We start from the raw sequence: 22,953 nt of genomic DNA, 5'->3' as shown, positions 1-22,953 counted from the left end.
TTATAAAGGAGATTTTTTCTATGCGAAATTTTAATAGATCTTTATGGCTTGAAACTACACCAATTACAAATTATGAAACCTTTAGGGGAGAACTTAAAACTGATGTGGCAGTTATTGGTGCAGGAATTGTTGGAATAACCACAGCTTATCTTTTAAAAAAGGCAGGGTTAAGAGTGACCTTATTAGAATCTAATAGAATTTGCGAGGGAAATACTGCTAACACCACTGCCAAGATTACATCTCTACACGATGTTTTCTACACTAAAATCACAGAGAACTATGGAAAAGATAGTGCTGCTCAATATGGACTTGCTAATGAAAAAGCTATACAGAAGATTAGGGAAATTATAGAGGAAAATAAAATAGATTGTGATTTTAAGGAGCAGATTAATGTAATATATACTTTACTTGAAGAAAATCTTCCTATGCTTCATGAGGAAGTGAGAGTAGCAAGAAGCCTTGGACTTCCAGCTAGATTTATTGAAGAATCTTCTCTTCCTTTTGATATTAAAGGAGGAGTATGCTTTGATAATCAAGCACAATTTCATCCTAGGAAGTATTTATTAGCCCTAGCTGAGAAAATTGAGGGGGGAGATTGTCATATTTTTGAGAACTCAAGGGTAGTAGATTTAGAAAATGAAGATAAAGGATATAAAGTAATCACTAAAGAAGGAACAGTTTACGCTAGTAATGTAGTGGTTGCCACTCATTTCCCTATTTTTGATAGATATGGACTATATTTCGCTAAGATGCATGCAGAACGCTCTTATGCACTAGGAATAACAGCACCGGATTTTCCCCTTGATGGTATGTACAAAAGCTATGAAAACCCTGCAAGGTCCTTTAGAACACAAGAAGCTAATGGGAACCAGTACATAATTCTTGGAGGAGAGGGTCATAGAACAGGAGAAAAGGAAGATACTCAAGAATGCTATAATAACTTGTTTGAGTATGCAAAAGTAATTTATGATGGAAAATTTGATCTTCATTTTAAATGGAGTGCACAAGATATGATGCCACTAGATGATATTCCTTACATTGGTCAATATGGTAAGAGTACAGAAGGCTTATATGTAGCCACAGGCTTTAAAAAGTGGGGAATGAGCAGTTCAATGGTGGCAGCGATGATAATTACAGATGAAATCATGGGAAAAATAAATGAACATAGGGACATTTTCTCTGCTAGAAGATTTGAACTAGCTCCATCCATAATGGAACTTGGAGGAAATGTAAAGGAAGCTACTAAAAATATAATAGCTGCAAGACTCAATAATACAACAAAAACTCTTGAAGACTTAAAGCTTGGTGAAGGTACTCACATAATCTATAAAGGAGAAAAAGTGGGAGCTTATAAAGATGAAGAGGGAAGAGTGTATATAGTGGATATTGTTTGTAAGCATTTAGGCTGTGAGCTTCATTTTAATGATGCTGAAAAGAGCTGGGATTGCCCTTGTCACGGTTCCAGATATACAATCAGAGGAGAAATTATTGAAGCACCAACTACAGAGCCTATAAAGCTCATTCAGCTGTAGTTTAAATTAAGGCATCTTCAAAAAATAAATAAGTCAATCTGCTCGTCTATTTTGTGCTATACTGCGTCAACAGAACCCTTAGATAACCCCACTATCTGCGGAACCTGTTTTCTTGTCTGCACAAGCTTGCTTGTGAACACAAAATATACTTCACATCTTGGACTTGTTATTTATTTTCAGATGCCTAAATATGAGAAAGTATTAGAATTGAACTACAACATTAGGTTTTATAAAGAATCATTTCAATAATTGAATTTAGGTTTTCACTAAGTAATTGCTAAAAGAAGGGAATGTCATAAAAGTACTTGAAAAAGTAATCTTATGACACTCTCTTTTTTAATGTTTATAATAATTTCATTTAAATTTTAAGGAAACAGGTTAAATTTTCTAATGTTTCTGTTATAATATGTTAATATTACGAGAATTTTGAGAAATTTTATATTATAATAAGGCTGTATTACATAGAGCAGGTTTCATAATGGAATTTAACCTATTAATGATGAATTTTACTCTCATAAATTCTTATGGGAATGGGGTTAGGGCTCATGTATAAGTTAAGCTTTGTTTCTAATTCCATATGTTTAAATGAACTAGCTCATCATTTAACTTTCATTCTTAATAAATAAATTAAACTTAAAATAAAAACTCAATTAACAAGGGGGTCAAATCGTGGAACTATATAACTTAAAAAGGGTACAGAAGCTTGATTTAGTAATTGTAGTTGCTATATCTTTATTATTATCGGGACAAGCTTTTGCCACAGGAGACTTACAGTATGGTAAGCAGATATTCTTTTGTACAGGTGCTGCTTCTTTATTTGTGGTGATAGTTTATTTTATAAAAATTAACGGAAACTTAAAGGGTGCTTTAATGAGTATAGCTCCATTTATTGCAGCGTACGTTACATCTTTTATAAAAGGAGATGTAAGTCATTTCTATGTTACATATTTGGCTGGAGCTTGTCTTGCAGCACTTTACTTTAACAAAAAAATTCTTATAACCTATGGATCCGTACTAAATTTGTTTTTAGTTGGAGGTGCCATAGTTTTTCCACAGCAAACCTATGGATCTATTGGGTTTCAAGATTTTGCCACTAAATATGTGGCAGTTAACTGTAGTTTATTTGTTTTATATCTACTCATAAAATGGGGAGGTCAGTTTATTGCAAGTGCCTTGGAAGAAAGTAGTAAATCAAAAAATTACTTAGACAAATTAAGGGTAACTATGGAAAAGATTGATAGCAATGCAAAGCAGTTAAATAATAATATAGTGGAGCTAAATAATAATATAAATGAAATAAATGAAAAGAGTGATTTAGTAACTAGATCTGTGGAAGAAATAACAAAGGGTGTGGAAGAAGAAGCACATAACATATCAAATGTAGCATTAATGGTAGGAAATGCTAGTTATACTATGGGAGATATAGAAGGAGCTTCTAAAAAAATAGAAAACACCTCAGAGTCAGCTATGGATTTAGTGAACATTAGTGAAAAAGATATAGAAACCATAAGCAATCAAATTATAACAATTAATGATTCTGTAAAAGCCACAGTAATTACTGTGACAGAACTAGAAAAAGCCATGGAAAATATAAATGGTTTCCTTCAAGGAATAGAAGCTATTTCAGACCAAACTAATCTTCTTGCATTAAATGCTAATATAGAGGCTGCAAGAGCAGGAGAAGCAGGAAGAGGCTTTGCTGTAGTTGCTAATGAAGTAAGAAATTTAGCAGATGAAAGTAAGAATATTACCAGGGACATTCACAATATAATTGACAGTATTAAAATTAAGACAAGTAATGCTTTAAAAGAAATTCATGAAGGAGATTTAGCAGTAGAGCAGGGAAAGGCTATTTCCGATACTATGAGAGAGAACTTCAGTAAGCTAAGCACTTCTTTTGAGCACATTAATAGCAATATAAATAATGAGAATGAAATGATAGGAAATGTGTTTAACACATTTATGCAGGTTAGAGAAAATATTGAGGGAATTTCAGCAATTTCAGAAGAGCATGCAGCAACCACTGAGAATATATTGACTTCTATAGAGGATCAAAGTAGCAGAATAGGTGAAATAAGCAAAGCCATTGAGGATATAAGAAAATTAAGTGAATCATTAAATAATATAGCTACAAGTTCATAGATGTTATTTAAAAGAGCTATCAAAAATAAAGGTTAGATAGCTCTTTATTTTATGAATGATGCCACTAAAGTGACAAATTTTTAAGTAAAAGATTTTGAGTAAGATAAAGTGAACAAATACATAACTTTATAATAGTACTTTGAACTAAACTTAATAAAAATAAATTTGGTGAAGATACTACGAGAATCATTGTAATTCTTGAAGGATAAAGGCGAGTTTTGGCGAATATACAAATAATATTCTTTAGATTTTTTATATATTAAGTTTAAAATATTTTATGTAATTATTAGGGGTTGGGTATATGATGGTTAATAAAAAAAATATGTCTGTTAATAAGCTTGAAGTTGGAATGAGACTAGCAGAAGATGTAAGGGGTAATGGTCAAGTGCTAATAAGTAAGGGTGTGACGATTACAGAAGCAGCAATTAGAAGATTAGAGGATAGTTACTTTATCAATGAGGTTGAGGTTTACTCTGAAGAAGATACCTATAGTGACGATGAGGTTAAGCAAGTAAAAAATATACAAGAGGTAGATAAAATATTCAATGAACTATCTTTTGATGCAGAACAAATTTTTATTGGCATGGAAAATCTAAAAGTATCGGATATAGAGGAAGTTAAGAAATTTGCTAGAAAAATACAATTTGAATTAGAGTCCGTTAGTTCAGTTGTGAAAAATATAGTTTTACATGGTAGTGGAAACGATACTATATATAGACACTGTGTTAATGTGTCTGCATTAAGCTCTATTCTTGGAAAGTGGATAGGACTTAGTGATAATGAAATAAATTTACTATTATACTCTGCAATTTTGCACGACTTTGGAAAAACTAAAATAGATAAAAAAATTTTAGATAAACCGGGGACATTAACAACAAAGGAATTTAATATCATGAGGTCTCACCCGGTTATAGGGTATAACTACATTAAAGAAATACCATTTCTAAATAAAGCTGTAGGATATGCTGTCCTTACTCATCATGAAAGAGAGGATGGCTCTGGATATCCATTAGGGTTGAAAGGGGAAAATATACATATATTTAGTAAAATTATAGCAATAGCTGACGTATTTGACGCAGTAAATTCAGATAGAGTATATCAACAAAGAAAAGCTCCATTTGAAGCATTAGAAATAATACGCAAAGATAGTATGGGGAAGTTAGATTATGAATATTGCAATATATTTTTAAATCATATTTCAAACTATTATATGGGAGAAAGGGTGTTGTTGAATTCGGGAGAGATATGTAAGATAGTAAAGATTGATATAAATGATATTGCAAGACCGTTGTTACTTGTTAACGGAGAATTTTTAGATTTAAAGGAACACAAGGAACTATACGTAAAAAAAATGATATTTTAGAGTATATTTTTCAGTTAGCCTTAATAATACTTTTAAAGTTTCAAGCCTGAAATGTTCCGTAAGTGGCAGTCTAGGGCTATTTGTAAAGCTGTTAAACAAAATGACTTGTTCATTATTTAACTATTTATACAGGGAAAATATTGATTATATGTTGTATTAAATCCATATCATTATGTAAATAATAATACCGATAGAGTTAGTGATGATTATGATTTATTCACGAAAAGAGAGGTATTAGATATGCAAACAGGAATAATAAAGTGGTTTGATAATGAAAAAGGATATGGATTTATATCAGGTAACAATGGAAACGATGTATTTGTTCATCATTCTCAAGTTAAAGAAAAAACTCATGATAAGGACTTACATGAGGGTGAAGAAGTAACTTTCGATGTAGTAGAAGGTGAAAAAGGACTTCAAGCTATCAATGTTCAAAAAATGTAAGTTATTTGAAAATGCATAATATAAATGAGCATTACCCTAGGGATAAAACCCTAGGGTTTTTCAAAATATATGAATATTACCTTGCTAAGGAATAGCATAAATTAACCTTTTGTGGTATATTTAAGTTTATGTATGAGTGTTAGGGGAAATGGAGTAGGACTCATATATATGTTAAGTCTTAACTCAGATTTCTCCAAAAGAGATAGGTAAGATAAATTTACTGTAAATATCTCAGTTTTTCCTAAAATGGATAAACTTTTTTAACTAAGAGATATATAGGTAGGAGCTTGTTTAGCTATAAGGCATCTGAAAATAAATAATAAGTTAAAGATGTGAAGGTTGTTTTGTTATAGACAAGGAAACAGGTTCCGCATATAGTGGGGCTATCTATGGGTTCTGTTGACGCAGTATAGCACAAAATAGACGAGCAGATTGACTTATTTATTTTTTGAAGATGACTAAATAGAATAATAAAAAAGGAAGTGAATTAAATGGCAGATAACTATATTAGTACTTCGTCAAACTTTATTAAAAGAATTGTGGTGGACGACCTACAAAGTGGCAAGCATAAGGAAATTATAACTCGTTTTCCACCAGAACCAAATGGTTATCTACATATCGGTCACGCAAAGTCAATAGTATTAAACTTTGAGTTAGCTGATGAATTTAAAGGTAAAACAAATCTTCGTTTTGATGATACAAATCCGGTAAAGGAAGATACAGAATATGTAGAGTCTATTAAAGAAGACGTTAAGTGGTTAGGCTTTGATTGGGATAATTTATTTTTTGCTTCAGATTATTTTGAAGAAATGTATGATAGAGCTCTTCTTTTAATTAAAAAGGGTAAAGCTTATGTTTGTGACTTAACTCCAGAGGAAATTAGGCAATATAGAGGAACTTTAACTGAGCCAGGAAAAGAAAGTCCATTTAGAAATAGAACAGTAGAAGAGAATTTAGACTTATTTGATAGAATGAGAAAAGGTGAGTTCAAAGATGGAGAGAAGGTTTTAAGAGCAAAAATTGATATGTCTTCTCCAAATATCAATATGAGAGATCCAATTATTTATCGTATTTCTCATGCAACTCATCATAATACAGGAGATAAATGGTGTGTTTATCCAATGTATGACTTTGCTCATCCACTAGAGGATGCAATTGAGGATGTAACACATTCTATTTGTACCTTAGAGTTTGAAGACCATAGACCACTATATGATTGGGTAGTTAGAGAGTGTGAAATGGAAGGTCAGCCTCAACAAATTGAGTTTGCAAGACTTAACATGACTAACACTGTTATGAGTAAGAGAAAACTTAAAGCACTTGTAGATGCAAAGGTAGTTGACGGGTGGGATGACCCAAGAATGCCAACTATTGCTGGTTTTAGAAGAAGAGGCTATACTGCTGAAGCAATTCGTAATTTCTGTAGAGAAATAGGTGTTGCTAAAAACGATAGCGTTGTAGATGCTCAAATGCTTGAATACTTTATAAGAGAGGACTTAGGACCTAAGGTTCCAAGAACTATGGGAGTTTTAAGACCATTAAAGGTAGTTATAACGAACTATCCAGAAGATGGGGTTGAAATGCTAGATATAGAAAATAACCCAGATGATGAATCCATGGGAAAAAGACAAGTGCCTTTCTCAAGAGAAGTTTATATAGAACAAGATGACTTTATGGAAGAGCCGCCTAAGAAGTATTTTAGATTGTTCCCAGGAAATGAAGTTAGACTTAAAGGTGCATACTTTATAAAGTGTAATGACTTTGTAAAAGATGAAAATGGAAATGTAGTAGAGGTTCATTGTACTTACGACCCAGAAACTAAGAGTGGAAGTGGCTTTACTGGAAGAAAAGTTAAGGGTACAATTCACTGGGTAGATGCAAAATCCGCAATCCCAGCAGAGTTTAGACTATATGACCCGCTAATCTTAGATGAAAATCAAGATGATAGCAAGGACTTCTTACAAAATGTTAATCCAAACTCAATGGAAGTACTACAAGGTTTTGTAGAACCAGATATGAAAGGTGCAAAACCTCAAGATAAGTTCCAATTCTTTAGACATGGATATTTCAATGTAGATACAAAGCATACAACAGAAGAAAAACCAGTGTTTAATAGAATTGTATCTTTAAAAAGTTCTTTCAAAGTAGAAAAGTAATAAGATAATATTAAATTAATTAATGAAGTAGTTTATTTCAAGGGGATTTAAGGTTAAATTTTAACTTTAAGTCCCTTTATATTTTAAGGATAGCTATTAAAGCTTCATTTGAATACCCTAATGAAAGAAACAGAAAGCAATGACTTACATATTAAATCATTTTGTCTTAACAGCAGTTTTTATATATAAACAAAGTTTTATTTTGTAATTGTTAGAAAAAATTAAAAAGACCATGAAAATAGTGGATGCTTTATAAGAATTATAAGTTAGTAGTGATAATTTAACAGCTATAAATAAACCTTTTCTTCAAATACTATAGTTATGAAATTGAGTTAAAATTCCTTACATTATAAAGGAATTTACTTCAATTTTCTTTATAACTTTAAAGATGAAATTTAAAAACTCATCTATAAAGAACTATACAGTATATTTGAAGAGGAGGTTTTTTATATGAGAAAAATGCCAAAAGGAATGCACGAGGATGCTGTAGAAGTAACTAAGAATTTATTAAGAGAAAATGTAGGTATGGATCAAATAGGAGCTATAACAGGACTAAAACCTGAGGAAGTTCAAGAAATACAAAGAAAAAATAATATAAAGGGAATAAAATATTAGAGGTTAATTCTCCTTAAAACCATGAACTAGGTAGAGTTTTTTTCAAAAGTTTGATATAATACTACTTGCATTAAGTGAAGATTAAACTCTTACTGATAATGGAAGATCACTTCCGAATTAGATAAGGTTTATAAAATAAGCTTTGTAAGTTAAATGACTTTGAAAGGAGAAAAATCTCCTTTCAAAGTTATGTATTAAGAAACCAATTTTAGCACTTAATTTAGGCATTAAAGCTATCTTGGTTTCTTAATGGGTTTTGGAGATGAATCTTATTCATTATGAATTTTATTCATCATAGAGCCTATAATAAAAAGTTTAATTTTGCTTATGTGGGTGGGAGAGGGATTTAAGAAAAGGAAGTAATACTTTGAATAGGTTATTTAAAGTTGAGGAAAGTAACTCTACCATTAAGAAAGAAATAATAGGTGGATTGACTTCTTTTTTTGCTGTAGTTTATATTGTAGCAGTTAATTCATCTATCCTATCTGATGCTGGTGTGCCTATAGAAGGGGCAATAATAGCTACTGTAGTATCCTGCTTTGTGGGATGCCTTTTAGTTGCTATAATGGGAAACTCTCCAGTTATACTTGTTCCAGGTATGGGAATTAATGCACTTTTCTCCTATACCATAGTTCAATCTATGGGGCTAAGTTGGCAACAAGCTTTAGCTGCGGTTTTTATATCAGGTATCTTATTTTCTGTGGTAGCCTTCACTAGGCTGTCTAAAATTCTTACAGAAGCAATACCAACCTCTTTAAAAGAAGCCATTACAGTAGGTATTGGTATATTAATTACCTTTATAGGACTTCAAAAGAGCGGCATAATAGTACCTAATGAGGCTACCTTTGTGGTACTTGGAAACTTCAAAGATCCTAAGGTGTTTGTAACTTTTATTAACCTAGTAATAACTCTTTTTCTCTTTATAAAGAATGTACCAGGAAACTTTTTGATAAGTATGGTTCTTGGAACTGTAGTATCCATGTTTTTTGGTGTAGTAAATCTGCAAGATTTTACCCTTAGTGGGATAAATCTTAAGGCTTATGGTGATGTGTTAGGTGCCATGAGTTTTAGCGGAATTTACACATCAACCTTTTGGCTTGCTACTTTTTCCTTGTCACTGGTATTAGTTTTTGAGAATTTAGGTTTATTACATGGGCAAATAAATATAATGCTAAAGCAGCCAGAAAAGTACAATAAGACCTTTAGAGCTGTAGGAATCTCTGTTATTGCATCAGGGTTTCTAGGGACAAGTCCTACGGTAACTTCTATTGAAGGGGCTGCAGGAATGGCAGCTGGTGGAAAAACCGGATTAACTTCAATAGTAGCAGGATTTGCATTTTTAGTGTCCTTGCTGTTCATACCAGTTATTAAAGTCATTCCAAACACTGCAATAACTCCTATACTAGTTATTATTGGTGGGCTTATGATTAAAAATGTTACTCATATTAACTTCGAAGACTTCACAGAAGGTTTTCCAGCATTTTTAACCCTGGCTATGATTCCATTAACCTTTAGTATAGTAGATGGTATGGCCTTTGGTTTTATTGCTTATCCAGTAGTAAAGCTATGTGCTAGCAGTGGTAAAAAAGTGAAGATACCTATGTATTTAATATCTTCAATGTTTTTAATAAACTTTATATTGCATTTTATGGCATAAACTTAAATATTTTAAACCTCCACTAGCTTAGTGGGGGTTTTTCTATAAGCAGATTTTCATATAAATTATTACAAATGAGAATAAAAATTTGCCAATAAAGGTATCCTAAGAAATAGGATTAAGTCTATTTTAAAAAGCTTATAAAGTTACAACAAAGTTATTAATAGACTTAGATATTTTTACATAATATTGGAGGTATGAAAATGAAAGCAGCAGTTAATAAAGATGAATGTATTTCTTGTGGACTATGCCCAAGTCTTTGCCCAGAGGTTTTTGAATTTGAAGATGATGGAAAAGCTGGAGTTGTGGTAGATGTAGTACCAAAAGAAAGCGAAGATTGTGCTAAAGAAGCAGAAGCAAGTTGCCCAACAAGTGCTATAGAAGTATCAGAATAATATTTAATAAACTAGATAATAAGAATAGTTAATAAAATAAAAAGTCAGTAAAGTGAAAAGCTTTGCTGATTTTTTATTTTACGGCAGCTTAACTTTTTCGCTGAAAATAATACCATCGAATTAGTAAGGCTAGCTGAGCTTAAGTTACATATAAGAACTTACAAGTAATTATTGTTTCTTAAAAAGTCTGCATGAATAAACTATTCTCATGTTTTATAACTAATAGGAGGCAAATTTTATAATACACTTTGAAGTGAATTTTAAATTTTTATTAAACTTGTATGTAATTTTCAAATCGATAAACTAGGTTTACTGTAATCCATTGTAAAGGGAGTATAAATTAATTAAAGAGAATTTAAAAAATAGATTTTAAAAAAATGTAGAATCTTGGATTATGAATATAAATAAAATACAAAGAAAAAAGTTTAATATAGAAGAAAAAAAATAACAATTCTTAAGAAATAGTAAAGTTATCTACGGTTATCATGAAAAAAATTAAAAATAAAATGATATTTTGATTTTTTTATTAAAATAATTAAATTATTATTAATAAAATATTTCGACTTTCAACATATTCAGATTTATCTGAAAATATATTTATATTATTAAAAATTCTAGGGGGCGAATATATTGTTTAAGAAAGTTCTTGCGGGGGTTTTAACTGGATTAATGGTTATAGGGATGGTTGGCTGCGGTCCTAAAAGTCCAGTAGGCGGTGGTGATGCTGCTAAGAATGACAAATATAAAATTGGTATTATAACTGGAACAGTTTCTCAAGGTGAGGAAGAGTTTAGAGCAGCAGAAAAAATGAAAAAAAAGTATGGAGACAAGATAGTACTTCAAACTTATCCAGACAGTTTTATGAAGGAGCAAGAAACAACAATTGCTAATACATTAACATTAGCATCAGACCCAGAAGTTAAGGCTATAATATTTATTCAAGCAGTGCCAGGAGCATCTGCCGCTATTGATAAGGTTAGAGAAAAGAGACCAGAGATGCTATTTATAGCAGGGGTACCAGGGGAAGACCCAGCAATGATAGCTGGGAAAGCTGATGTTATTTTACAAGCTGATGAGCTTGGGATGGGAAAAACAGTTATAGAACAGGCTAAGAAATTAGGGGCAAAAACTTTTGTTCACTATTCTTTCCCAAGACATATGTCCTATGAACTACTTGCACAAAGAAGAGAATTATTTAAAAAGACTTGTGAAAGTTTAGGCTTAAAATTTGTTGATGCTACAGCACCAGACCCAACAGGAGATGCTGGAGTTCCAGGAGCACAACAATTTATTCTTGAAGATGTTCCAAGAAAAGTTCAGGAATATGGAAAAGATACAGCTTTCTTTAGCACAAACTGTGCAATGCAAGAGCCACTTATTAAGTCTGTGTTAGCACAAGGAGCTATATTCCCACAACAATGCTGTCCATCACCATACCATGCTTACCCAGGCGCACTTGGAATACAAATTCCAGATGATAAAAAAGGTGATGTTCAATTTATAGTTAAAGAAATAGAAAAGAAAATTGCAGAAAAAGGCGGAAAAGGTAAATTCTCAACATGGCCAGTACCTGTAAATATGTTATTCGTTGAAGCTGGAACAGAATATGCTATGCAAGTTTTGGAAGGTAAAACTAAGAGCAAGAATGATAAAGCTAAGTTAGAAGAAGTTATTCAAAAAGTTTTAGGAAGCAAAATCAATATAACTCCTTTAAAGGATGAAAAAGTTAATAAGACTTATGACAACTACTATCTATTACTTTCTGATTATATCAACTTCTAAAAATAAGTCTGAATTTTCAAATTGATTAAGCTTATAGAAATATATAACTGAGAAGTAGTTACTGTATTACTTTTAAAATGAAGCTTTATTAGATTGATTCTTAAAGCATTTGAAGAGCCAAGGGTCATTGAGCTATATTTGGCTATCTATGCAAAATAGGTATAGGTGGATTTATTTTTTAAAGCTTCAAGGGAGTTAAAGTATATTCATATAATAGTGTTTATAGGCATAACTTTAACTCCTTATATAAGATTTACAAGTATAGGAGGGGGAACCATGGAGAATAAATACGTACTCCGTATGGAAAACATCGAAAAAGAGTACTTTGGAAACTCAGTACTTAAAGGTGTTACTTTAAATATTAAGCCAGGTGAGATACATGCGCTGCTGGGGGAAAATGGGGCAGGGAAATCTACCTTAATGAATATTTTGTTTGGTATGCCTGTGATTCATTCCACAGGAGGATTTAAAGGACAAGTGTACTTAGATGGAGAGCCTATAAGCATAAAGTCTCCAAAGAATGCCATGGACTTGGGGATTGGAATGGTACACCAAGAGTTTATGCTCATTCCAGGTTTTACAGTGGCTGAAAATATAAAAATAAATAGAGAGATTACTAAGAATTCTATTATCAGTAGAATATTTGGGGAAAACTTAAAAACCCTTGACTATAAAGCTATGAATATGGATGCAAAAGAGGCACTAAAAACCACAGGCATTGGAATTGATGAGCTTGCCTATGTTTCAAATCTCCCAGTTGGGTACATGCAGTTTGTTGAAATTGCTAGGGAAATAGACAAGAAAAATATTAAGCTGCTAGTTTTTGATGAGCCAACAGCGGTGCTTACAGAGAGTGAGGCTGAAACCTTAATTGAGGCTATGAGAAATATTGCTAAGAGTGGAATTGCTATTATCTTTATAACTCATAGATTAGATGAAGTTATGGAAGCTGCTGATAATATTACAATTTTAAGAGATGGTCAACTAGTTGCTACAGTGGAGAAGAAAGACACTAATGTAGTTCAAATTGCAGAGTATATGGTAGGAAGAAAGCTTGAGATTATGAGGAAGGAAGAGGAAAAGAAGGGTTCTAGCGAGGATGTAATCTTAAGTATTGATAATTTAGTGGTGGAAATGCCCGGAGAAAGGGTAAAGGGAGTTAATCTACAGGTTAAAAAGGGTGAGATTCTTGGAATTGGAGGGCTTGCTGGACAAGGGAAGATTGGGATTGCAAATGGAATTATGGGACTTTTTAAAGCTAACGGTCAGGTTACGTTAGATGGAAAGAACCTAATACTGAACTCTCCTAAGGAAGCATTAGTAAGCAAGTTAGCCTTTGTTTCAGAAGATAGGCGAGGAATTGGTCTTCTTCTTGATAACTCTATAGAACTTAATATTGCAGTAACTTCTATGGAGATTAATGGAGAGTTTTTTAAAAGCTTTGGGCCAATGAAGGTGATAGATTCAAAAAATGTAAGAGCCTATGCAAATTCTATGATTAAGGATTTAGATATAAGATGCACAGGCCCTACTCAGCTTACAAGAAGACTAAGTGGAGGAAATCAACAAAAGGTTTGTATAGCTAGAGCTTTAACTTTAAAACCAAAGGTATTATTTGTTTCAGAGCCTACAAGGGGAATTGATATAGGGGCGAAAAAATTAGTATTAGATACCTTAGTGAAGCTTAATAAAGAAAAGGGTATGACCATAGTAATGACTTCTAGTGAGCTTGCAGAACTAAGAACTATTTGTGATAGAATTGCCATAGTCACAGAGGGAAAGGTAGCAGGCATATTAAAACCAGAGGCTCCTGATGCAGACTTTGGACTTTTAATGTCTGGAGTAAGCATAGATACCAAAAAAGATGAGCAAAGAGAGGAGGAATTAACCAATGGAGAAGGTTAGGGAATTTACTAATAAGGTTGGGTTACCTAGATTAATCATAGGTGGATTTTTTATACTCCTTTGCATCTTAGCAATTCCTATGAATTTAAATATGGGTACTCTTTTTTCTGATATATTAGTTAGATTTGGTATGAATGGAATACTGGTACTGGCTATGGTTCCAGGTATTCTTTGTGGAATAGGGCTAAATTTTGGGCTTCCTATTGGACTTCTAGCAGGGATTTTAGGGGGACTAATAAGTATTGAGATGAACTTAACAGGGTTTAAGGCCTTCTTTGTAGGAACCATAATTTCTATAGTTTTATCTGCAGTTTTAGGTTATCTCTATGGACTCTTGCTTAACAAGGTTAAGGGTGATGAAATGATGATAGGTACCTATGCTGGATTTTCTGCAGTATCATTAATGTGTATAGGGTGGCTTTTGCTTCCTTTTAATAGTGAGGAAATCAAGTGGCCAATAGGAACTGGTCTTAGAACAACTATAACTTTAGAAGGAAGATTTGCAAAGATCTTAGACAACTTCTTAAGTTTTAAAATTGGAGAAGTAGTAATTCCAACAGGGTTAATTTTAATGTTCTTACTTTGCTGTTTAGTGGTATGGTTTTTCCTCAAAACTAAGACCGGAATTATGATGACCGCAGGAGGAAATAATCCAAAGTTTGCACAGGCTTCTGCTATAAATGTGGATAGGACAAGAATCATTGGAACTACCTTATCCACAATTTTAGGTGCTGTTGGAATTATGGTTTATTCCCAAAGTTATGGCTTTATCCAGTTATACCAGGCACCAATGATGATGGGGTTTCCAGCAGTAGCAGCAGTGTTAATTGGAGGGGCTTCCATTAAAAATGCAAAAATATCTCATGTTATTATTGGAACTTTCCTGTTTCAAGGACTGCTTACAGTTGGGCTTCCAGTAGTAAATTCTATGCTTACAGAAGGAAACCTATCTGAGGTTATAAGAATAATAGTTAGTAATGGTATTATTATTTATGCATTAACAAAGGCTAAAGGGGGTGGAGCTGATGCATAGTAAGGGATTATTTGCAAAGGCTAAGAATTATATTTTTAATAATATGGTAACCATATTGTTTATTATTCTTTGTTTATTAGGACTTAACTTATCTGGGCAACCACTAACTTTAGTGTTAGATGAGCTTGTAAATAGATTGTCAAGAAACTTATTTATTGTGTTATCTTTAATCATTCCCGTTATTGCAGGTATGGGGCTTAACTTTGGTATAGTAATTGGAGCTATGGCTGCCCAAATTGTGATTATTGCAGTAACTCACTGGGGTATTGTGGGAGTTCCAGGATTCTTATTATGTGTAGTGTTAACTACCCCTATAGCTATAATTTTTGGTTACCTTACAGGTAAACTTTTAAATATGACTAAGGGACAAGAAATGATAACTAGCATGATACTGGGGATTTTTGCCAATGGTCTCTATCAACTTTTATTCCTCTTCTTAGTGGGAACAGTAATTCCAATGAAGAATCCTAAGCTTATGATCAGTGGAGGAGTTGGAATAAAAAACACTGTAGATTTAAATGGTGGAATAAAATATGCCTTAGATGATTTATGGAGATTATCTCTTTATGAGGTAGTTTATTATGCAGCACTAATTGCAGCTATTGGTTTTGTGGCAGCAATAATTTATAGAATGGTTAAGAAAAAAAGCCTCAATGTAAAATATATTGTAATGGCAGTTATATGCTTTGCAGCTGTTATAGTTTGTCAGCTCCCACAAATTGCAGAGATACTATTCTTTGTAAAGGTACCAATGATAAGTATATTTATATTAATAATACTTTGCCTCTTTAATGTATTTATCTTTAAAACTAAACTTGGTCAGGACTTTAGAACTGTAGGTCAAAGTGCAGTGGTAGCTAATGCTTCAGGAATAAATGTTAATAAGACAAGAATTAAGGCAATAATTATCTCCACAGTGCTAGCAGCTTGGGGACAAATCATATTCCTTCAAAACATTGGAACCTTAAATACTTATGGAAGCCATGAGCAAGTTGGTATGTTTGCTATAGCAGCTATTTTAATTGGAGGAGCTTCCGTGTCTAAGGCAACAAATAAGCAAGCTATACTAGGGGTAATTCTATTCCATACTCTATTTGTGGTTTCACCAACAGCAGGAAAGAACTTGTTTAACAACGCTCAAATAGGGGAGTACTTTAGAGTATTCGTAGCCTATGGAGTAATTTGTGTATCTCTTGCTCTCTATGCGTGGAAGAAGATTGTAGAGGATAAGAGAGATCTAAAGATGTAACTTACTGGGTTGAGTTGTGCTAGATTAAGATTAGGTTATAGAGACTAAAAAAATAAAGGTTATATTATTTGCTATTTAAGAAGACGAAAAGGATTAAGGTAATTTTAAATATAAATTAATTTCATAATAAAAATCGCTATCAACATTATATGATAGCGATTTCTTTATTATGAAATAGAAATAAGTCCATTTTCAAAGTACTTTATTAGGAAACTTCACTCCTGAAAAGCTTATTTTCAGATAAAAATCTTTATTTTAAAGTTTTTTGAACTCTTAAGCAAGATTAAATGCTAGATACAATGTTAGGGGCATCTTTGTAAGAATAGTTAAAAGTTATTAGATTCGTGAATATCAGAAAACTCTAGAACTATCTTTTCGTTGTAGGCAGATTTATCACCATCTAAGGAAGTTACCGCAACTTCTGGGTTTTCTTTATCTTTTGCTACAGGAAGTTCAAAGGTAAAGGTAGAGCCTTTTCCTTCTAAGCTTTCTACATAAATTTTACCTTTGTGAAGCTCAACCAAGGACTTAACAAGAGACAAACCGATACCACTACCTTGTTTGTTTCTATGCAGAGAGCTATCCACTTGAGTAAATCTATTAAAAATTTCTTTTTGCATGGATCGTGGGATTCCAATACCATCATCTTTAACTGAAACCTTAACTAAGTCATCACTACAATTTACGGTGACAAGAATGGTTCCATTTTCAGGAGTAAACTTTATAGCATTAGATAAAAGATTAAGCATTACCCTTTCTATCTTATCTGTATCAATGGATATATATAGCTCTTCTTCGTTAGTGTCAAAAATCAAATTTATACCCTTTTGTTTCATATATTCTCCAATTGATAGGGTAATGTCCTCAATAACTTCAACAATGTTTTTTGTTTCTAATTGAAGATGAAAGAACCCTGAATCAATTTTTGTCACATCTATGAGATTATTTATTAATCGTAAAAGTCTATAGCCATTTTGTTTAACATAATAAGCTTTTTCAATAAGCTCTTCATTTTTAAACACAAGATCTCCCTTATTCTTATGCATCTCTAGAAGTTGCAGTCCAGAAAGCATTACGTTAAGTGGAGTTCTAAGTTCATGTGATATGTTGGCCAAAAACTCTGTTTTCATCTTATCGTATTCTAAAACATCTTCATATCGTTTTTTTTCATACTTTATTCTAGTAATATTTTTCAGTCTCTCTTTGAATTGATAAATTATTATAGAAATGCAAAGAATAATTAATAGAGAAACACTTATTACTGTAAGATAAAGTCTAGAGCCACTTAGGGTGGGCCTATTCCTAATTAAAGTATTTTTCGGAAGACTATCTTCGGGAATTTTATTTTTTATTAGTTCATAGTAGTTAAATGTAAAAACACCATTATTATCGTGTATAGTGCTTATGGATTTAGGAGATTCACCATTGAGCACTCTTACAGAAATTTGAGCTATAAGCTTTCCATGATCTATACCTGAAAGAACGTAACCACCAATAACACCGCAATCATCAATGTAGCCTCCATTTAAAGAATAAATAGAGCAGTCACCACAGGCTTTAATTTTAGATATTGCCTCACTGTAAGGAACTAAAAAGTTATCTTTAGTTTTAAAATTACCAACTAAGAGATAAACTCGGGGGCTTGGAAGATTCTCAAGTTTTGCAGAGATATCCTCAATGTATTCTTCTTTTATAAAATTAAACTTTATATTAGTAGACCAATAAGCTAAAGATGATTTAATCTCCTCTTCCATAACTGAAGAAAAGGTTGAATTATTAAGAATTACATTAACTTGCTGAATATTAGGATGGGCATTTAGAATTAAATCTGTAAGTGAGTTTACATTATAATGTTCAACTACACCTGCATAAGTATTATAAGGAGATTTATATAAATTTTTATGATTGTTTATACCGCCATACACAGTTGGTATTTGTCCAAAAATATCCTTACCATAAGAAGAAAAGAAATTTAAGGCTTCGTCATCAATGACAATGACTAAATCAAATTTAGTATCTTTATATTTAAGAGACAAAAGCTGTGCTTGGGTATCAAAGTAATTTTCATCCTTTCCAGTAATGGACAGATATTCAACCTTATATATAGGCTTAATATTTTCAAACTTTAAGTTATCATATATACCCTTTAAAACGTTACTTTCCCAGTATTCATTTTGTTCATAGGAGGTAATGATTAATATGTTTTTAACCTCCGTTGTATTAGCTAGTGCAGAACTATAAGGTAGTAACATATTGAAACTTATAGCTATTACAACTATAAAAGGTAAATATTTTAATTTTATAGCAATTCGTTGAAAATAGCGGAATGTTAGGAATTTGAAAATTTTGTACATAATAAAAATATCCCCCAACTAATACAGTCTATGACAAAATTATATCATGAGTTATAGGGGGGAATACAAGAGGTTTGAACAGGAATTTTAGCATAATTTACAATATTAAGAGTATTCTATCACTATTTTGTCAATTTATTATATTTTATGATTATGGAGAGATCTCATGAGAAAAAAAAGCCTGTTTAGCTATTTGTGTAAAAGTGTAGTAGATAATATTAAGTGTAATTTTATTAGTGGAAGTAGAAATATAGGTCCTAATGACTTACTAGACTTAGTTAAAACAAGAGTAGAAAATAAAAATTTTAATAGCACCACAGGTATATTAGAAGAAGGATTCTCAGATGTAGCTTATGTAGGCTGCACTTTTAAAGAAATTCAGTTTAAAAATATTAGATTTTCAAATGTAGTTTTTGAAAACTGTAATTTTTATCTTTGTAAGTTTGAAAGATGTAACATTGGACATGAGACCTTTATGGAGATTTTCGGTGGAGCCATCGAAAGAACATCTTTTTATAAATGCAACTTAAGTGGAATCCTCATAAAAAGATGTAAGCTAAATGTAGCTTCTTTTAAGGATACCTTTATAGCTAACTGTAATCTTATAGGGAATAGTTATAGCTCTGTTAGGTTTATTGATGATTGTAATCTTATGGACTGTATTATAAAGGACACTAGTTGTTCTATGGATATAATGTTCTTAAATGAAAGTGGATACACCAAGGTAAGTTATGGCTCCTATATTGGACCTTTTAATTATAAAGATAATTATTATTGCCTAAGAAATAACTCCACTCACCCTTGTAATAAGAAAGACTTAAACATTTCTAACAGCTACATGGCCTTTGGTAATCAGTATTTAAAAAATGATATACAGGATAAGTATGGAGAATGTTTTTATGAAAGTAAAAGAGCAAAGCACAGAACTTTAAAAGGGATGAAAAGACTGGTGTCAAGCTGCTCAAACTTTGTTTGTGGCTATGGGGAAAAGCCCTATAGAAGCTTTGGAGTTTCCTTACTTATAATTTTAATTTGCGCAGTTATATATTTATTTACAGGAATAGAAACCAAGATTGGAATTATTGATTACCACGACTTGTCTATGCCTAATGGAGTTATAGAGTTTTTAATAGACTTTCTTTATTCTATTCATTTTAGTATAGTTACCTTTTGCACTGTTGGGTATGGCAATCTAGTTCCACATGGAATGGTAAGTATGTTTGTAGCTAATTTAGAAATTATTGCAGGAGTAATTATGGTAGCCATTTGGACTTCTACCTTAGTAAGAAAAATGACTAGATAAGCTAAATATCAAGGATATTTACATTATATTCCAATGAGTTTTTAAGAATTTTATGGTATAATAATATGTAAAATTGCAGGCAAATATTATATTTTAGTATATAAAGTTATAAAAGTAGTTAGCTTTTTAAATCTAAATGCTTTTATAAGTGCTAGATACTTAATTTAAAAAAAACAACTTCATTTCACAAAGTATTTTGTTTTCATAAGAGTACTTTATTTAGCTTAAATTCATTGGCTTTTATGTTGTTTGATCTAAGGCCTTAAGGTTTTAATAAGGGCTGAATCTATTGCAAAACTTAACAACATTTTGGAAGCTTCGAGGCTACCATATTCTAAAGTGGCAGTTGTTCAGCTTATAAAATATGCTTTGGTGGCAGTGAAAATCTGCTTCCAAAGTTGTTAACAAAATGAACTTGTTCATTATTTAATAAAAGTTTTAAGGGGGTGAAATTTTGAAAGAGAAAAAACCTGTTAGAAATAATTTTAAAAGTGGAAGATTTTTTCTTCTACAAGGAGAAAAAAGTACAGGAAAAACCTGTGAAGCTGTTAAAAGAGCAGCATACTTAAGTACAGATTACTGCCTCTATAGAGAGGATAACATATTATTTATAACTAGTGATGATAAGAACAAAATTAAGGATACATATAATAACTTCAAAGATAATAGTAGTAATTTAACTTTTTTTAGCAGTATAGACAATTCCTTTGAAGTATTATCAATAAATGAGCTAACACACAAGCATTTTACCGCTCATGAGAGAAGTAGTAAGAAAACTTATAAATTTGTAGAAGGCTTTAAAGAAAGAGAAGCTATGCTTTTAGAGGGAATTGAAAAGGTAAAAGTCGCCTACCCAAAGTCAAAATTATTAAATAAGGAAAATACAAAATTTCTTCTTGAGGAAATTGATTATATAAGGGCAAATCAGTTAGAAACCCTAGAAGCTTATCAAGGATTCATTAGAAAAGGAAGAGGTAAGAAAGTTCCTAAAAATTCTTCTTCAAGGGAAGCTATATATAAGCTTTTAAAAGTTTATGAGGATAGATTAATAAGTTCTAATTTAGTAGATTCTTTTGCTAAAGAGGCCTTAGTGCTAAAGGAAGCTGAAAAAAACAGTAGTGAGAAATATACTCATATATTCATAGATAATAGTGAAATATTAACAGGACTTCAGTTAAAGGTTGTAAGAAAGCTATTATGGGATAAGCCTTATAGCAATTTTGTTATAGTTGAAAATAAAGTGGACAATCTTTGTGAGTATTCTTACTTTAATAGCCATAAATCTATTAAAGGTATAGATGGAGAGAAATATAAGACTATTAAATTTAAAGAAAAGCTAGAGCCTAAAGAAGAAGGGTTAAGCATAGATAAGCTTATAGAAGTTAACACCCCAAGAGAAGCGGATAGCTTATTAAAGATTTTTGTAAGCAGCGGTGAAGAGACTTTAAGAGAGCAAAGCAATGATACTTCCTTGAACGAAAAGGATGGAAGTTTATTAGATGTAAAGCTAGATGATCAAAAATGCAATGAAACTTTATTAGAACAAGAAATGATTAGTGAGAAGAAGAAAATGAGAAATTTATATATGGACTATTTTAACTTTAGGGATATAAGACACAAGATGGAGTATGACTTTGCAGTGGATAGTGGAAGTTCTAGAGAGGTAATACTAGACCCAAATGGAAGTGGTGAAACTCTTGGTGAGGATGAATTAAGGTCAGTGCCTGTTTATAGTGACATTGCAGCAGGAGAGCCAATCCTTATCAGTGATGAGTTTGAAGGGAACTTCAGCGTTCCAACCTACTGGCTTAAGGGGGTAAAGGATGCCTTTATGTTAAAAGTTAAAGGGGATAGTATGATAGGAGCCAATATACATGATGGTGACTATGTACTTATAAGGCAGCAAACCATTGCAAATAATAATGACATCGTTGCAGTAGACTTAGATGGTAATGCTACTTTAAAAAGGCTTTCCATTAAAAAAGAGGGTATATTCCTATTACCTGAAAATCCAAAGTATGACCCAATAAAAATAGAAAGTGAAGATGCTATGATAATGGGAACAGCTATTGGAGTAATAAGTAAAAGATAAAAACAGCACCCCCTAGGCCAGAAGCATTATTGCAACCTAGGGGGTAATTTTTATTAAGTCTATGCTGGTTTTATCTTTAGAAGCTTCTTAAGCATTTGTGCTTCAAGAAGGACTCTACTAAGTGTGACTTTGACAATGTAAAGATTAATTCTCATCTAAGTCAATAATAATAATGTTGCTTAATGTAAATAAAGTACAAGTGTTTTTTTTCGTTGTGACTTCAGAAATACCATTACTAGGGGGGCTAGAAATAGGTGCACTGAGAGTATTACAAGTACAATTCTCACCACAATTGCAGCCGCTGCCACAGTTACAGCTATCCTTCTTGCAAGTGTAATCACTGCTATCTTTACAGTTTCCATTTTTGCAATTACAGGTCTTATGGTCAGGGTTTGGTTGTGTATTATCCGTATTGCTCATTTTTTTCTTCTCCTTCATCTTACTGTAACCTAGGGGTAGATAATAAGCTTTTAAAGCAAGGATATAACTCTAAATAAACTCCAAAAGTCTTAAAGAAACCAAGAGAAATTCATGTAAATTCAGAGTGAAATTTGGTCCCTTGATATATACTATGAAAAAAGTGAAAATTTGCTTATGATAAATGGATTATTATCGGGTTTTTGCTGTATAATGGTGTTAGTAATCATTTTGCAAATGCTTTTACAGTAGGAATTAAGCACGGTTCATAGGTTTTAGTTTTATTTATTAGAGTGTTAGCAATTAAGGCATTTTCAAAAAATAAATAAGTCAGTATGTTTGTCTATTTTTAGTTATACTGCGTCAACAGAACCCTTAGATAGTGATACTATCTGCGGAACCTGTTTCCTTGCCTAACTAAAAATATCCTTCACATCTTTGACTTGTTATTTATTTTCAAATGCCTAACTTTAAATTAATGTCTTAGAATTGAGAGCAATTATTCTAAAAATAT

The 22,953-nt window shown here is 31.9% G+C and carries 16 protein-coding genes; 14 read left to right on the top strand and 2 right to left on the bottom strand.

Features of this window, described 5'->3' with window-relative positions; translation table 11 throughout:
- Positions 1 to 20 precede the first annotated feature (20 nt).
- From J2Z44_RS15070 to J2Z44_RS15015, 12 genes are all read left to right on the top strand, one after another.
- Positions 21 to 1,532: an FAD-dependent oxidoreductase gene (locus tag J2Z44_RS15070; protein ID WP_021285566.1), complete on the top strand. Its 1,512-nt coding sequence runs from the start codon at positions 21 to 23 to the stop codon at positions 1,530 to 1,532.
- A gap of 669 nt (positions 1,533 to 2,201) precedes the next feature.
- Positions 2,202 to 3,674: a methyl-accepting chemotaxis protein gene (locus tag J2Z44_RS21980; protein WP_021285565.1), complete on the top strand. Its 1,473-nt coding sequence runs from the start codon at positions 2,202 to 2,204 to the stop codon at positions 3,672 to 3,674.
- A gap of 301 nt (positions 3,675 to 3,975) precedes the next feature.
- On the top strand, positions 3,976 to 5,037 hold the full coding sequence (locus tag J2Z44_RS15060) for an HD-GYP domain-containing protein (RefSeq protein WP_021285564.1): 1,062 nt from the start codon (positions 3,976 to 3,978) through the stop codon (positions 5,035 to 5,037).
- 240 nt (positions 5,038 to 5,277) lie between these two features.
- Positions 5,278 to 5,481, top strand: a complete 204-nt coding sequence (locus J2Z44_RS15055; protein WP_021285563.1) for a cold-shock protein — start codon at positions 5,278 to 5,280, stop codon at positions 5,479 to 5,481.
- Between the two features lie 491 nt (positions 5,482 to 5,972).
- On the top strand, positions 5,973 to 7,637 hold the full coding sequence (locus J2Z44_RS15050; protein ID WP_021285562.1) for a glutamine--tRNA ligase/YqeY domain fusion protein: 1,665 nt from the start codon (positions 5,973 to 5,975) through the stop codon (positions 7,635 to 7,637).
- A 450-nt stretch (positions 7,638 to 8,087) separates the two neighbouring features.
- On the top strand, positions 8,088 to 8,252 hold the full coding sequence (locus tag J2Z44_RS15045) for a hypothetical protein (protein WP_021285561.1): 165 nt from the start codon (positions 8,088 to 8,090) through the stop codon (positions 8,250 to 8,252).
- Between the two features lie 367 nt (positions 8,253 to 8,619).
- Complete coding sequence (locus J2Z44_RS15040; protein WP_209649767.1) at positions 8,620 to 9,909, top strand: NCS2 family permease; 1,290 nt, start codon at positions 8,620 to 8,622, stop codon at positions 9,907 to 9,909.
- A gap of 203 nt (positions 9,910 to 10,112) precedes the next feature.
- Positions 10,113 to 10,304 (top strand): ferredoxin, encoded by a 192-nt coding sequence (locus J2Z44_RS15035; RefSeq protein WP_017415037.1) that lies wholly within the window; start codon positions 10,113 to 10,115, stop codon positions 10,302 to 10,304.
- 630 nt (positions 10,305 to 10,934) lie between these two features.
- Positions 10,935 to 12,086 (top strand): DUF3798 domain-containing protein, encoded by a 1,152-nt coding sequence (locus J2Z44_RS15030; RefSeq protein WP_209649765.1) that lies wholly within the window; start codon positions 10,935 to 10,937, stop codon positions 12,084 to 12,086.
- Between the two features lie 276 nt (positions 12,087 to 12,362).
- The gene (locus J2Z44_RS15025; protein WP_021285556.1) at positions 12,363 to 13,991 is read left to right on the top strand and encodes a sugar ABC transporter ATP-binding protein; all 1,629 of its coding nucleotides are present in this window, start codon (positions 12,363 to 12,365) and stop codon (positions 13,989 to 13,991) included.
- Positions 13,978 to 15,024: an ABC transporter permease subunit gene (locus tag J2Z44_RS15020; RefSeq protein WP_021285555.1), complete on the top strand. Its 1,047-nt coding sequence runs from the start codon at positions 13,978 to 13,980 to the stop codon at positions 15,022 to 15,024. Before J2Z44_RS15025 ends, J2Z44_RS15020 begins: the two co-directional genes overlap by 14 nt.
- Positions 15,017 to 16,273, top strand: coding sequence for an ABC transporter permease subunit (locus J2Z44_RS15015; protein WP_021285554.1), 1,257 nt, complete (start codon positions 15,017 to 15,019; stop codon positions 16,271 to 16,273). The genes J2Z44_RS15020 and J2Z44_RS15015 overlap by 8 nt, the downstream gene beginning before the upstream one ends.
- Before the next feature lie 326 nt (positions 16,274 to 16,599).
- On the opposite strand, the gene J2Z44_RS15010 is transcribed toward J2Z44_RS15015, so the two are convergent.
- Positions 16,600 to 18,627 (bottom strand): sensor histidine kinase, encoded by a 2,028-nt coding sequence (locus J2Z44_RS15010; protein ID WP_021285553.1) that lies wholly within the window; start codon positions 18,625 to 18,627, stop codon positions 16,600 to 16,602.
- Between the two features lie 166 nt (positions 18,628 to 18,793).
- Between J2Z44_RS15010 and J2Z44_RS15005 the strand changes: the two genes are divergently transcribed.
- Entirely contained in the window at positions 18,794 to 19,930 is a 1,137-nt protein-coding gene (locus J2Z44_RS15005; RefSeq protein ID WP_021285552.1) for an ion channel, read from the top strand.
- A gap of 454 nt (positions 19,931 to 20,384) precedes the next feature.
- Positions 20,385 to 22,022 (top strand): transcriptional repressor LexA, encoded by a 1,638-nt coding sequence (gene lexA, locus J2Z44_RS15000; RefSeq protein ID WP_021285551.1) that lies wholly within the window; start codon positions 20,385 to 20,387, stop codon positions 22,020 to 22,022.
- 144 nt (positions 22,023 to 22,166) lie between these two features.
- On the opposite strand, the gene J2Z44_RS14995 is transcribed toward lexA, so the two are convergent.
- Positions 22,167 to 22,442 (bottom strand): hypothetical protein, encoded by a 276-nt coding sequence (locus J2Z44_RS14995; RefSeq protein WP_021285550.1) that lies wholly within the window; start codon positions 22,440 to 22,442, stop codon positions 22,167 to 22,169.
- Positions 22,443 to 22,953 lie beyond the last annotated feature (511 nt).

This window comes from Clostridium punense (assembly GCF_017874425.1).
GTDB classification, from domain to species: Bacteria; Bacillota; Clostridia; order Clostridiales; family Clostridiaceae; genus Clostridium_J; species Clostridium_J punense.
This window is presented reverse-complemented; position numbering and strand designations above follow the sequence as displayed.